Raw genomic sequence first — 11894 nt, forward strand, 5'->3', positions numbered from 1 at the left:
TTCATTGCGCCCTGCTGCCTGCGGGCAGCGAACGCAGTCGGTTGAAACGCTATCATTCTGGAGCAGGCGCGGGCGTTAGCCGGACCGCTCTCCCTATCCTGACTTCCCTGTACGTAACCGCTTCCTGAAGAGTGTTGTGAACCATTTCAATCGGCTACTGAAACCTGTCCGGAGAGGCGTGACCCGGCGTTTCATGATGTTTCAGTCCGGTAAGACGCTGCCATCATAGTGAGCGGTCTGGTAATTAACTGTGAATGTAATCACATATTGGAAACGGTTACATGGCGCTATCGCCTGGATTAGTGATCGACTCCACAATTTGTCGCTGGGCCACTGAGTGACGCCGCACCAGCGTAGGCATGAAACAGTGCGATGCCTGGGGATCCAGCTCGCCGGCTGCACCTTTCAGCGCCAGCTCTGTTGCCAGTTTCGCCATAGAAACAATGGGATAGCGTACGGTTGTCAGCTGGGGATCGGTGTAACGTGAAATGGGAATGTCATCAAAACCGATGACAGAAAAATGCTGCGGCACCTGAATGCCGTTATCTTTCAGCGCCGTCAGAGCGCCAGCCGCCATGCCATCGTTATAGGAAAACACGGCAGTCAGATGCAGATTGCGCCCGAGCAGCTCCACCATCGCGGCTTCACCGCCCTGCATGTCAGGTTCAGCATGAGCGATCCACGCCTCTGCCGGCTGGATACGCTGCTCTGCCAGCGCCTGCAGCCAGCCATCGCGGCGCTGGGCCACATCTTCAATCGGGTGGCTGGAGCTGAGATAGCCGATACGCTGATGCCCCTGCTGCAGCAGCATGCGGGTAGCGACCTGCGCACCGGTTACATTGTCGAGACAGACGCAGCGATGCTCGTAGCCGCGGATCACCCGGTTAACCAGCACCATTCCCGGCACCTGATCCATAAACTGCATGAGTTCAGCGTCTGAAAGCGTTTTCGCATGTACCACCAGCGCATTGCAGCGCTGACGGATCAGCACCTCAATGGCGTGCCGCTCTTTATCTTCCTGATGCCAGGAATTACTGATGAGAACATGCTTGTGCACCCGCTGTGCTACGGTATCCACCGCTTTCACCAGCGCGCCAAAAAAGGGATCGGAGACATCCATGACAACGACACCGATAGTGTCGCTGACCTGGGTGGCGAGCGCCTGTGCGTTGGCGTTCGGACGATAGCCCAGCGATTCTACCGCCTGCAGCACGGCGTCGCGGGTATCAGAGGTGACTGCACTGCTGTTATTGAGCACGCGCGACACGGTGGCAACAGAAACTCCCGCCAGTCGGGCGACATCACGAATCGTTATCATGCAGCGGTTCCACAAAGGCTGAAAGACGCGACGGGCGCGTAATAGCGCTATAGTGTCAGGCCGCAGACTTCAGCTACGTGAAACAGCTCACATCAATGAAAACGGTTACATTGCTTTATGCGATCTTTGTGATGCAGGTCATTATCTGACAGGCGGTACTGCGGTGCCGGTTGCAGAGAGACGCTGCGTCAGCCAGCGCCACAGCCACTCCAGCGGCCCCTGACGAAAATAGCGCAGCCAGAGCGCTGAGAAGAGAAGATTGACTGTCCAAATAACGGGCACCAGCGTCAGCAGCTGTAACCGGTTAAAATGCAGGAAGAGATCAAACCGGTAGAAAAGCGTGGTACAGATCAGCGTCTGTAACAGATAGTTGCTCAGCGCCATGCGCCCCACCCCCTGAATCAGGCCGCACACCCGGTTACGCGCCAGCGCAGGCCAGAAGCCGAGACAGAGCGCCGCATAGCCGAGGCTGATAAAAGGAGAGGCAAGATCGCGCGGCACCTGCAGATAAAAGCTGGTCCAGCGCTGTGCCCACTGCAGCTGCCACTGCGCAACGATACCCGGCACCGCAATTAGCCAGCCGGTCGTCAGCAGCAGCAGTGCGGCGCGCCGGTAGTGCTGCAGGCTGAACTCACCGGTCAGCCAGCCGCAGCGCAGCAGCGCGGCACCCATCAGCATCAGCCCCGCCAGCTGCCAGCCATACTGCGATGCCAGCGCCATCAGCCCCGATGCGAGCAGATCGAGCCGGTTGCGCACCGCTTCCCAGCCGCCCACCAGCTTCCAGTAACTTTCATACTCCAGCGCAGCGGCGCCCGGCTGCCAGCCGCTGCTGCTCTGATTACCGGAGATCGCCCCGAAGATAAGCAGCACCGCACAGCCCACCAGATAGAGCAGCACGCCGGTCTGAAACAGCGCACGCTCAGAGGGCACCTCACGCAGCAGACGCCAGATAATCAGGCCGATAAGCCCGTAGTCGAGGAGAATATCCCCTTCCCAGAAGAAGACGCCGTGGATAAACCCGAGCAGCACCAGCAGCGTCAGGCGCGTGCTGATCCAGCGCTTACCGCGGGGGATCTGCAGCGCCAGCCCGGCGCCAAACAGCAGTGCAAACAGCGTGAGGAATTTCAGCTGCGCCAGCCCGTCCAGTATCGCCCAGGTCCAGGCATCCTGCGGCGTAACGCTGCCCTGCCAGGCGGGATTAAGATAGGCGGCTGAGGGCAGGCCAAAGCCGGTGATATTGAGCAGCAAAATGCCCAGAACCGCGCATCCGCGAATAAAATCCAGCGCCTGGTAGCGTTGCATTGCGGCCCTCAGCCATCAAAAAAGGCGGCACCGGGGCCGCCTGGGGGATCAGATATGACGTACCGCGCGCAGGAACTCCTGACGCGTATTCTGGCTCGATTTAAACAGTCCGCCCAGCGACGTGGTCGTGGTGGCACTGGTCGCATCTTTCACGCCGCGCGCTTTTACGCAGTAGTGAACTGCATCAATCGACACCGCCACGTTAGTGGTACCAAGCAGCGTCTGCAGCGCAACCAGCACCTGCTGCGTCAGTCGCTCCTGCACCTGCGGGCGCTGGGCGAAAAACTGCACGATGCGGTTGATTTTCGACAGGCCGATCACTTTGTCTTTGGGAATGTAGGCCACCGTTGCCTTGCCATCGATGATCACAAAATGGTGCTCGCAGGTGCTGGTCAGCGTGATGTCACGCACCGTCACCATCTCGTCCACTTTCATTTTGTTTTCGATAACGGTGATTTTCGGGAAGTTGGCGTAATCGAGACCTGAGAAAATCTCATCCACATACATTTTTGCGATGCGATGCGGCGTCTCCATCAGGCTGTCATCTTCCAGGTCCAGATTCAGCAGCTGCATGATTTGCGTCATGTGACCGGCAATTTCACGCTTGCGCGTTTCGCTATCCATTTCGCGCACCGGGGCGCGTAACGGCGTTTCCAGACCGCGCGCCAGCAGCGCTTCATGAACCAGGGCGGCTTCCTGACTTAAGGTGCTCATCGTTCTCATTCTCCGGCAGGTGATGCACCCGCGGAACATAGCCCGCGGGGGAAATTCTGAGCGCGTATTGTGAAACACAACGCAGGCTTAATCCAGCAATCAATCTGATTGGCAATCAGCACGTGCGCGTGCGCGGCACCAAAAGGCGCAAAAAAGCGGCTGTTGCTGTCGCTATCACTACACTTATCAGCAGCGCGCCTGGCTAAACTGCAAAAGCGGCGATAACGCACTTGCCAGCCGGCGACGGGCGGTTTAGACTCACAAAATATGAATAACATCACACTTGTTGTTTACGGGATGAGAAGATGGATTTAGTTCAGCTGCGGATGTTCTGTTGTGTAGCCGATACCGGTTCTCTGGCGCGCGCCGCTGAACAGCTGCATCGCGTGCCCTCTAATCTCACCACGCGCCTGCGCCAGCTGGAAGAGGAGATCGGGGTTGATCTGTTCATCCGCGAGAAGCAGCGCATGCGTCTGTCACCGATGGGGCATAATTTTCTTAACTACGCCCGTCGTATTCTGGCGCTGAGCGATGAAGCGCTGAATATCGCCCGCGCCGGTGAGCCGGGCGGCAATTTTGCTTTTGGTTCTATGGAGAGCACGGCAGCTACCCGCCTGCCGGCGCTGCTGGCCGCCTATCATCAGCGCTATCCGGCGGTGGCGCTCTCCCTGGTGACCGGCACTTCAGGCGATATCATCGACAAAGTGCGCGCCGGCACGCTGGCGGCGGCGCTGGTTGATGGTCCGGCTCCCTATGATGACCTGAACGGCTGTATCGCCTTCAGCGAAGAGATGGTGCTCATCTCCAGCCCCGAACACCCGCCGATCCTCAGCGCACGCGATACCCAGCAGGATACGCTGTTTGCCTTTGGCAACAGCTGCTCCTACCGCACCCGGCTGGAGAGCTGGTACCGCGACAGCCAGAGCGCGCCGCGCAACGTCATGGAGATTCAGTCCTATCACGCGATGGTTGCCTGCGTGGCGGGCGGCGGCGGCGTGGCGATGCTGCCCGCCTCCGTGCTGGCGCAGATGCCGGCGCGCGAGCGGGTGCAGGAGCACGCGCTGCCGCCGCTCTATCGCGATACCGCTACCTGGCTGATGTGGCGACGCGATGCGTTTACGCCGAACGTCGAGGCGCTGAAATACCTGATTATCGATATGTTTGATGACCGGCCACAGCACGACGGCCTGCTGCATCCGCTGCCGGACAGCGAGCAGACGCTGCTGAAATAAGTAATGACCACCAGGGCCACTGGCCCGCATCTACCGCAAGAGGGATTGCATGAACATGATTAAAACCCGTGCCGCCGTTGCCTGGGCACCTGGCGAGCCGCTGAAAATTGAAGAAGTGGATCTGATGCCGCCGCAGAAAGGCGAAGTGTTAGTACGCATCGTTGCTACCGGCGTTTGCCATACCGACGCCTATACACTCTCCGGCAAAGATCCGGAAGGCGTTTTCCCGGCCATTCTCGGTCATGAAGGTGGCGGCGTGGTGGAAGCGGTGGGCGAAGGCGTTACCAGCGTCGCCGTAGGCGATCACGTTATCCCGCTCTACACCCCGGAGTGCGGCAAATGTAAGTTCTGCCTCTCCGGCAAAACCAACCTCTGCCAGGCGATCCGCGCCACCCAGGGCAAAGGACTGATGCCGGATGGCACTACGCGCTTCTTTAAAGATGGCCAGCCGATTTTCCACTATATGGGCACCTCTACTTTTTCCGAGTACACCGTCGTACCGGAGATCTCGCTGGCGAAAATCAGCAAAGAAGCTCCGCTGGAAGAGGTGTGCCTGCTGGGCTGCGGCGTGACCACCGGTATGGGCGCGGTGATGAATACCGCCAAAGTCAAAGCGGGCGACACCGTAGCGATTTTTGGTCTCGGCGGTATTGGCCTCTCGGCGATCATCGGTGCGCAGATGGCAAAAGCGGGCCGCATTATCGCTATCGATATCAATACCAGCAAATTTGATTTGGCCCGCAAGCTGGGTGCCACCGACCTGATCAACCCGAAAGATTACGATAAGCCTATTCAGGATGTCATCGTTGAGCTGACCGATGGCGGCGTCGATTTCTCCTTTGAGTGTATCGGTAACGTCAACGTCATGCGTTCGGCGCTGGAGTGCTGTCATAAAGGCTGGGGTGAGTCGGTCATCATCGGCGTGGCCGGTGCCGGTGAAGAGATCTCCACCCGCCCGTTCCAGCTGGTCACGGGCCGCGTCTGGCGGGGTTCCGCGTTTGGCGGCGTGAAAGGCCGCAGCCAGCTGCCGGGTATCGTGCAGGATTATCTGGATGGCAAGTTTGCGCTGAACGATTTCATCACCCATACCATGGCGCTGGAAGAGATCAACGACGCCTTTGATCTGATGCACGAAGGGAAATCGATTCGCTCTGTGGTGCACTTCAACAAATAACCGGAGGCGTTATGGCATCCACGCTGGAACTACTGGAAGAACACCGCATCTTTGGCGGCTGGCAACAACGCTGGCGACATTCGTCAGCGGTGCTGAACTGCCCGATGACGTTCAGCATTTTTTTACCGCCGCCGAAAGCTGATACGCCGCCGCCCGCAGTCTGGTTTCTCGCCGGACTGACCTGCAGCGACGAAAACTTTACCACCAAAGCGGGTGCCCAGCGCGTGGCCGCAGAGCTGGGTCTGGTGCTGATTATGCCGGACACCAGCCCGCGCGGTGACGCGGTGGCTAACGATGAGAGTTACGATCTCGGCCAGGGCGCCGGCTTCTATCTCAACGCAACGCAGCAGCCGTGGGCGGCGCACTATCGTATGTTTGACTACCTCAGCGAGGAGCTACCGGCGCTGCTGGCGGATAACTTCAAGCTGAGCGATCGGCAGTCGATCATGGGCCACTCAATGGGAGGACACGGTGCGCTGGTGCTGGCGCTGCGCCTCGGCGGACGCTTTGCTTCCGCTTCAGCTTTTGCACCCATTGTGAATCCCTGCGACGTCCCCTGGGGGCAGAAAGCGTTTACTGCCTATCTCGGCGACGACCGCCAGGCGTGGCGTGAGTGGGACAGCTGCCTGCTGATGCAGGAGGCGGAACAGCGTCTGCCGCTGCTGATTGATCAGGGTGACGGCGACCAGTTTCTGGCGGACCAGCTGCGTCCGGACCGTCTTGAGGCGATTGCGCGCGAACAGGGGTTCCCGCTGGAGCTGCGCATTCAGCCGGGTTACGACCACAGCTACTTCTTTATCGCCACCTTTGTGGAAGATCACCTGCGCTTTCACGCGAAACATCTGCTGGTATAACCGCCTCGCCCTGCTGGGCGAGGCTGCACAGGGCGCGCAGGCTGCGCGCCCTGCCTTACATCAGCGACTCTGCCACCAGCCCGTCAATCATTACCTGCGGCATGCCCTGCGAGCAGTGCTCAATACGGCCGCGCACGCCGTACACCTGCGCCAGCGTCTGCGGCGTAATCACCTCTGCGGGTATGCCATCCGCCAGACGTCTGCCCTGCTTCAGCATCAGCGCATGGTCAGCATGCCGCAGCGCGATATTGATATCGTGCACCACCACCACCGTGACCATATTGCGCAGCCGGGTTTCGCGTCGTACCAGATCCATCACGTGAAACTGATAGTTGAGATCCAGCGCGCTCAGCGGTTCATCCAGCAGCAGCAGCTCCGGCCGGCGGATCAGCGACTGCGCCAGGCCTACCAGCTGCTTCTGCCCGCCTGAGAGCTGATCGAGGTAGCGCATCGCCAGATGAGCGATACCCAGCTGCTCCAGCAGCGCCATAATCTCCGCTTCGCTGTCCGCACTATGAAGGCCGCCCGAGGCGCGCTGCGCCACGATAATCGACTCCAGTACGTGCAGATGGACCCCGGCAGGCAGCGTCTGCGGCAGATAGACCACCCGCTTTGCACGCTGCGTGAAGGGCTGCGCCATTAAATCAACGCCGTTCAGCCAGAGTGCGCCCTCACCTTTACCCAGGCCCGCCAGCGCGCGCAGCAGCGTGGATTTACCGCAGCCGTTAGGGCCAAGCAGCACGGTGATTTTACCGCGCGGCAGCGTGGCAACGTCCAGATTGTCGATCACCTGACGCTTAGGATAACCGGCGCTGAACTGCTCAATACGTAAGCCTGAATCCATTACACGCTCCCCCGGTGACGCAGAATAATACTCAGGAAGAAGGGAACGCCGACCAGCGAGGTCACGATCCCCACCGGAATAATCACGCCCGGGATCAGGTTTTTCGACGCAACCGAGGCCAGCGACAGCACCAGCGCGCCGACCAGCGCGCTGGCGGGCAGATAGTAACGATGATCTTCGCCAAACATCATGCGGGCGATGTGCGGGGCGACGAGGCCGATAAAGCCAATCGGCCCGACAAAGGCCACTGCCAGCGCCGAGAGAATGCTGATGCGTAACAGCGTTGCCAGTCGCAGACGGCGCACGTCGATACCAAAACTAATGGCGCGATCTTCCCCCAGCCGCAGCGCGGTCAGCTTCCAGCTGCTCAGCATGGAAAACGGTACCAGCAGCGCAAAGGCGGCGCTGAGCACGCCCAGCTTCTCCCACGACGCGCGCGCCAGGCTACCCATGGTCCAGAACACCAGCCCCTGTAGCGTATCTTCGCTGGCGATAAACTGCATCATGGAAACCAGCGCGTTGAAGGTAAACACCAGCGCAATACCAAACAGCACCACGCCGGAGGTGGAGACTTTACTCCAGCGCGTAATGCCATCCAGCATCAGCGCGGCAAACAGCGCAAACACAAAGGCGTTAGCGGAGATAAACCACTGATCGGAGAGGCCGGGAAAACCCACGCCGAGGATAATCGCCAGCGCGGCACCAAAGGCTGCAGCGGAAGAGACGCCCAGCGTAAAGGGACTCGCCAGCGGGTTGTTCAGAATGGTTTGCATCTCAGCACCCGCCAGCCCCAGAGAGAGTCCGACAACCACCGCCATCAGCGCATAGGGCAGACGGATATCCCAGACGATGACGCGGGTACCAGCATCCATAGCATCCGGATGCAGCAGCGTCTGTCCGAGCGTTTCCAGCGTAAGCCCGGCCGGACCGAGGGTGAAATCGAGAATAACCGAGGCGAGAATAGCAATAACCAGTATGCCAGTCAGCAGCAGTCGCTGACGCAGCACCTGACGATAACGTGTCAGGGTGTCAGCTTCAGGGGGGTGTTCCGCTATCAGCACGGAATCCGTCGTACGCATGAGTCTACCTGTATAGCCGTAATCATAACGGCTGACACAATAGAGCAGGTGATAATAATTATCAATTATATCTCTGTAACAAAGCTCAACCCGGCAGGGATGCATAAATACGCCAGGGGCGCATGAATGCGTCCCCTACGTACCGTGCAACCGTTGAGGCGGCATTTATGCCGCCCTGGGCCGGGTGAATCGTTTGAAACCAGGGACGCATGAATGCGTCCCCTACGTACCGTGCAACCGTTGGGGCGGCATTTATGCCGCCCTGGGTCGGGTGAATCGCCTGAAACCAGGGACGCATGAATGCGTCCCCTACGTCTGGATTCGGTGCAACCGTTGGGTCGGGTGAATCGCCTGAAACCAGGGACGCATAAATGCGTCTCCTACGTCTGGATTTGATATAACCGTAGGGGCGGCATTTATGCCGCCCTGGGCCGGGTGAATCGCCTGAAACCAGGGACGCATAAATGCGTCCCCTACGTTTAGACTGGAATGCCGCTGCGCCAGGTTTTACTGTTTAAAAACCGGGAATTCCATCTCGCTATATTTCACTACGCGACTGCCGCGCGTCAGCCTGTAACCCATCCAGATAATCAGGAATAACGGGATACCGATATAGGTTGCCGCCACGCCGTACCAGTCGATGGTATCGGCGAGGAACGCCTGATAGTTCTGCCCCAGCGTAATAATCAGGCAGAGCACAAAGGCGAAGACAGGACCCAGCGGGAAAAAGCCGGAGCGGTAAGGTAGATCGGCCAGATCGCGTCCCTGCGCTTCATAGCCGCGACGGAAACGATAGTGGCTGATGGCGATGCCCAGCCAGGCGATAAAACCGGTCATACCTGAGGTATTAAGCAGCCACAGGTAAACTTCCTGATTACCAAACTTTGACGTCAGGAAGCAGAGGCCCGCGACTACGGTCGTCGCAATCAGCGCATTGCGCGGCACGCCGCCTTTTGAGAGTTTTGCAAAGATGCGCGGCGCTTTGCCCTCACGGGCGAGATTAAACAGCATGCGCGTTGAGGCGTACATACCGGAGTTACCTGCTGAAAGCACCGACGTCAGGATCACCGCGTTCATGATCGCCGCCGCTGAGAGCAGACCGGCATTCTGGAACACCAGCGTAAACGGGCTGACGCTGATATCGGTCACGTCATTATGCAGCAGCTGCGGATCGGTATAGGGCAGGATCAGACTGATGATCAGAATCGCAAACACGTAAAACAGCAGAATACGCCAGAACACCTGCCGCACCGCGCGCGGAATATTTTTGGCGGGATCTTCAGATTCACCGGCAGCGATCCCGATAAGCTCGGTACCCTGGAATGAGAAACCGACAATCATCGCCACGCCGATCATTGCAGAAAATCCGCCGGCAAAAGGCGCATCGCCCACGGTCCAGTTGTGCCAGCCTGCATGTTCCGCACCGCGCATAATGCCGGTGATCATCAGAATCCCCACTACGATAAAAATAACGACGGTGGCGACTTTAATCAGCGAGAACCAGTACTCTGTTTCGCCAAAACCTTTAACCGAGATGAAGTTAATCAGGAACATCAGGCAGAGGAAAGTCGCGCTCCAGATCCAGCCTGGCGTATCGGGGAACCAGTAGTTCATCACCAGCTGCGAGGCGACCAGATCAACAGCGATGGTCACCGCCCAGTTGTACCAGTAGTTCCAGCCCAGCGCGAAGCCAAAGCCCTCTTCAACATATTTTGCGCCATAGGTGGCAAAGGAGCCGGAAACCGGCATAAAGGCAGCCAGTTCGCCGAGGCTGGTCATCAGAAAGTAGACCATCAGCCCGATCAGGGCATAGGAGAGCAGCGCGCCGCCGGGTCCGGCCTGTGAAATGGTGGCGCCGGAAGCGACAAACAGGCCGGTACCAATGGAGCCGCCGATGGCGATCATCGTGAGGTGGCGCGCTTTTAATTCACGGCGCAGCCCAGGTTGTTGTGTTGTTTTTGAGTCATTATGCATGTGTAAACGCTATGCCGGATAAAAATAAGGCGCGATTGTAGCAGCTAACCCTGAGCTGTATAGCATTCACCTCGGGTTATTAGTTACCTTCATGATCGGCGGGCGATTATTAGCAGCACCCGCCGCCGCCGGCTATTCACAGCAGTAGGCGAGAAAGCGGTTGAGTGCATTCGAGAGATGTTTTTGCCGGTGGTGAATGCGGTAGAGCGTGCGCGTCAGGCGCGGCAGCGGAACCGCCACTTCTGCCAGCGTGCCCGCTTCCAGCAGGTCGGCAATCACCCGGCGCGACAGGCAGCTGATGCCCATGCCGTGCCGTACCGCATGTTTAATCGCTTCGGAGTTACCCAGTTCCATACCCAGCTGAAACTGCGGCAGATGCGACAGCAGCTGATAATCAACAATTTCGCGCGTGCCGGAGCCGCGTTCACGCAGGATCCACGGTGCCGCCGCAAGGCTTGCCAGCGTCACCGGCTGCTGCAGCAGCGCCGAGTCGGGTGCTGCAAACACCACCAGCTCATCTTCCAGCCACGGCGTGCTGATGATATCCGGCTCGTGACACGGCCCCTCGATCAGGCCGATATCCACGCGAAAATCGGCCACTGCCTGAATCGCATCCTGACTGTTGCCGACGCTCAGCTCCAGCGGAAGTGCGGGAAAATCGCGCCGGTAGGCGGCAATCATGCCCGGCAGCAAATAGTTACCGATAGTGCTGCTGGCAAACAGCCGGATCGCCCCGCTATCTTCCCGGAAGAGCTGCTCTATTTCACCCGCCTGCTCCAGCAGCCCGACGGCGCGCGGATAGAGCAGCCGGCCATGCTCATTCAGCACCAGCCGCTTGCCTACGCGATCGAACAGCTGTACTCCCAGCTGGTTTTCGAGATCCGCCAGTGCCGCGCTCACCGCCGACTGCGACAGTGACAGCACCTGCGAGGCCTGGGTGGTGGAACCGCTCTTCAGCACCTCAGTAAACACTTCAATCTGGCGTAGCGTAATATGCATGCTTGCTCCTCACGCCATATAGCGCTGTATCAGCCAGACGATAATGCCGATCCAGATCAGCAGGATCAGGCCAAATCCGGCGCGACTGACAATTTTTACTCCGCGTGCGCGCTGTACTTCCGCGCGTTCAGCGCTGCTGATGCGAATATCGCGCGGCAGCAGGCGCAGCAGAATAATCACGCCAAGCGGCACAATGATGGCGTCATCCAGCAGACCAATAATCGGGATGAAGTCCGGAATAAGGTCAATCGGGCTGAGCGCATAGGCCACCAGCCCAAACGCCATCAGTTTGAACCACCATGCTGTACGCGGGTCGCGACAGGCAAACCACAGCGTCAGGACATCCCGCTTAATCAGCTTTGCCCAGCGGCGCAGGCGCACAAACATAGCCCTTCTCCTTATCA

At 58.8% G+C, this 11894-nt stretch carries 11 protein-coding genes; 3 read left to right on the plus strand and 8 right to left on the minus strand.

What is annotated here, in order from left to right; translation table 11 throughout:
- Positions 1 to 277: 277 nt before the first annotated feature.
- The 3 genes from galS to folE all read right to left on the minus strand — a co-directional run bounded on the left by galS (position 278) and on the right by folE (position 3334).
- Positions 278 to 1318, minus strand: coding sequence for an HTH-type transcriptional regulator GalS (gene galS / locus F3I15_RS02955; RefSeq protein ID WP_150016489.1), 1041 nt, complete (start codon positions 1316 to 1318; stop codon positions 278 to 280).
- Positions 1319 to 1459: 141 nt separating this feature from the next.
- Entirely contained in the window at positions 1460 to 2620 is a 1161-nt protein-coding gene (gene yeiB, locus F3I15_RS02960) for a DUF418 domain-containing protein YeiB (protein ID WP_150016490.1), read from the minus strand.
- A 48-nt stretch (positions 2621 to 2668) separates the two neighbouring features.
- The gene (gene folE / locus F3I15_RS02965; protein WP_039385439.1) at positions 2669 to 3334 is read right to left on the minus strand and encodes a GTP cyclohydrolase I FolE; all 666 of its coding nucleotides are present in this window, start codon (positions 3332 to 3334) and stop codon (positions 2669 to 2671) included.
- A 305-nt stretch (positions 3335 to 3639) separates the two neighbouring features.
- Between folE and F3I15_RS02970 the strand changes: the two genes are divergently transcribed.
- From F3I15_RS02970 to fghA, 3 genes are read left to right on the plus strand one after another with little or no spacing between them, the layout of a single operon-like run.
- Complete coding sequence (locus F3I15_RS02970) at positions 3640 to 4566, plus strand: LysR family transcriptional regulator (protein WP_039385440.1); 927 nt, start codon at positions 3640 to 3642, stop codon at positions 4564 to 4566.
- A 49-nt stretch (positions 4567 to 4615) separates the two neighbouring features.
- Positions 4616 to 5740, plus strand: a complete 1125-nt coding sequence (locus F3I15_RS02975; RefSeq protein WP_150016491.1) for an S-(hydroxymethyl)glutathione dehydrogenase/class III alcohol dehydrogenase — start codon at positions 4616 to 4618, stop codon at positions 5738 to 5740.
- Positions 5741 to 5751: 11 nt separating this feature from the next.
- Entirely contained in the window at positions 5752 to 6594 is an 843-nt protein-coding gene (fghA, locus tag F3I15_RS02980; protein WP_150016492.1) for an S-formylglutathione hydrolase, read from the plus strand.
- Positions 6595 to 6649: 55 nt separating this feature from the next.
- Here fghA and F3I15_RS02985 read toward each other — a convergent pair whose 3' ends face one another.
- The 5 genes from F3I15_RS02985 to F3I15_RS03005 all read right to left on the minus strand — a co-directional run bounded on the left by F3I15_RS02985 (position 6650) and on the right by F3I15_RS03005 (position 11877).
- Positions 6650 to 7438, minus strand: coding sequence for an ABC transporter ATP-binding protein (locus tag F3I15_RS02985; protein WP_094111860.1), 789 nt, complete (start codon positions 7436 to 7438; stop codon positions 6650 to 6652).
- The gene (locus tag F3I15_RS02990; RefSeq protein WP_150016493.1) at positions 7438 to 8517 is read right to left on the minus strand and encodes an iron ABC transporter permease; all 1080 of its coding nucleotides are present in this window, start codon (positions 8515 to 8517) and stop codon (positions 7438 to 7440) included. Before F3I15_RS02990 ends, F3I15_RS02985 begins: the two co-directional genes overlap by 1 nt.
- Before the next feature lie 507 nt (positions 8518 to 9024).
- Positions 9025 to 10491, minus strand: a complete 1467-nt coding sequence (locus F3I15_RS02995; protein WP_150016494.1) for an amino acid permease — start codon at positions 10489 to 10491, stop codon at positions 9025 to 9027.
- A 132-nt stretch (positions 10492 to 10623) separates the two neighbouring features.
- Positions 10624 to 11490 (minus strand): DNA-binding transcriptional regulator YeiE, encoded by an 867-nt coding sequence (yieE, locus tag F3I15_RS03000; protein ID WP_108569524.1) that lies wholly within the window; start codon positions 11488 to 11490, stop codon positions 10624 to 10626.
- Between the two features lie 9 nt (positions 11491 to 11499).
- Positions 11500 to 11877, minus strand: a complete 378-nt coding sequence (locus F3I15_RS03005) for a YkvA family protein (RefSeq protein ID WP_039385465.1) — start codon at positions 11875 to 11877, stop codon at positions 11500 to 11502.
- Positions 11878 to 11894 lie beyond the last annotated feature (17 nt).

The sequence above is a fragment of the Pantoea sp. M_9 genome, from assembly GCF_008631385.1.
Classification (GTDB): Bacteria; Pseudomonadota; Gammaproteobacteria; order Enterobacterales; family Enterobacteriaceae; genus Pantoea; species Pantoea eucrina.

Bases quoted from the DNA above. Each gene is read 5' to 3' on its own strand.
- galS (WP_150016489.1), bottom strand. From the start codon at position 1,318: ATGATAACGATTCGTGATGTCGCCCGACTGGCGGGAGTTTCTGTTGCC.
- F3I15_RS02970 (WP_039385440.1), top strand. From the start codon at position 3,640: ATGGATTTAGTTCAGCTGCGGATGTTCTGTTGTGTAGCCGATACCGGT.
- F3I15_RS02975 (WP_150016491.1), top strand. From the start codon at position 4,616: ATGAACATGATTAAAACCCGTGCCGCCGTTGCCTGGGCACCTGGCGAG.
- folE (WP_039385439.1), bottom strand. From the start codon at position 3,334: ATGAGCACCTTAAGTCAGGAAGCCGCCCTGGTTCATGAAGCGCTGCTG.
- yeiB (WP_150016490.1), bottom strand. From the start codon at position 2,620: ATGCAACGCTACCAGGCGCTGGATTTTATTCGCGGATGCGCGGTTCTG.
- fghA (WP_150016492.1), top strand. From the start codon at position 5,752: ATGGCATCCACGCTGGAACTACTGGAAGAACACCGCATCTTTGGCGGC.
- F3I15_RS03005 (WP_039385465.1), bottom strand. From the start codon at position 11,877: ATGTTTGTGCGCCTGCGCCGCTGGGCAAAGCTGATTAAGCGGGATGTC.
- F3I15_RS02995 (WP_150016494.1), bottom strand. From the start codon at position 10,491: ATGCATAATGACTCAAAAACAACACAACAACCTGGGCTGCGCCGTGAA.
- yieE (WP_108569524.1), bottom strand. From the start codon at position 11,490: ATGCATATTACGCTACGCCAGATTGAAGTGTTTACTGAGGTGCTGAAG.
- F3I15_RS02985 (WP_094111860.1), bottom strand. From the start codon at position 7,438: ATGGATTCAGGCTTACGTATTGAGCAGTTCAGCGCCGGTTATCCTAAG.
- F3I15_RS02990 (WP_150016493.1), bottom strand. From the start codon at position 8,517: ATGCGTACGACGGATTCCGTGCTGATAGCGGAACACCCCCCTGAAGCT.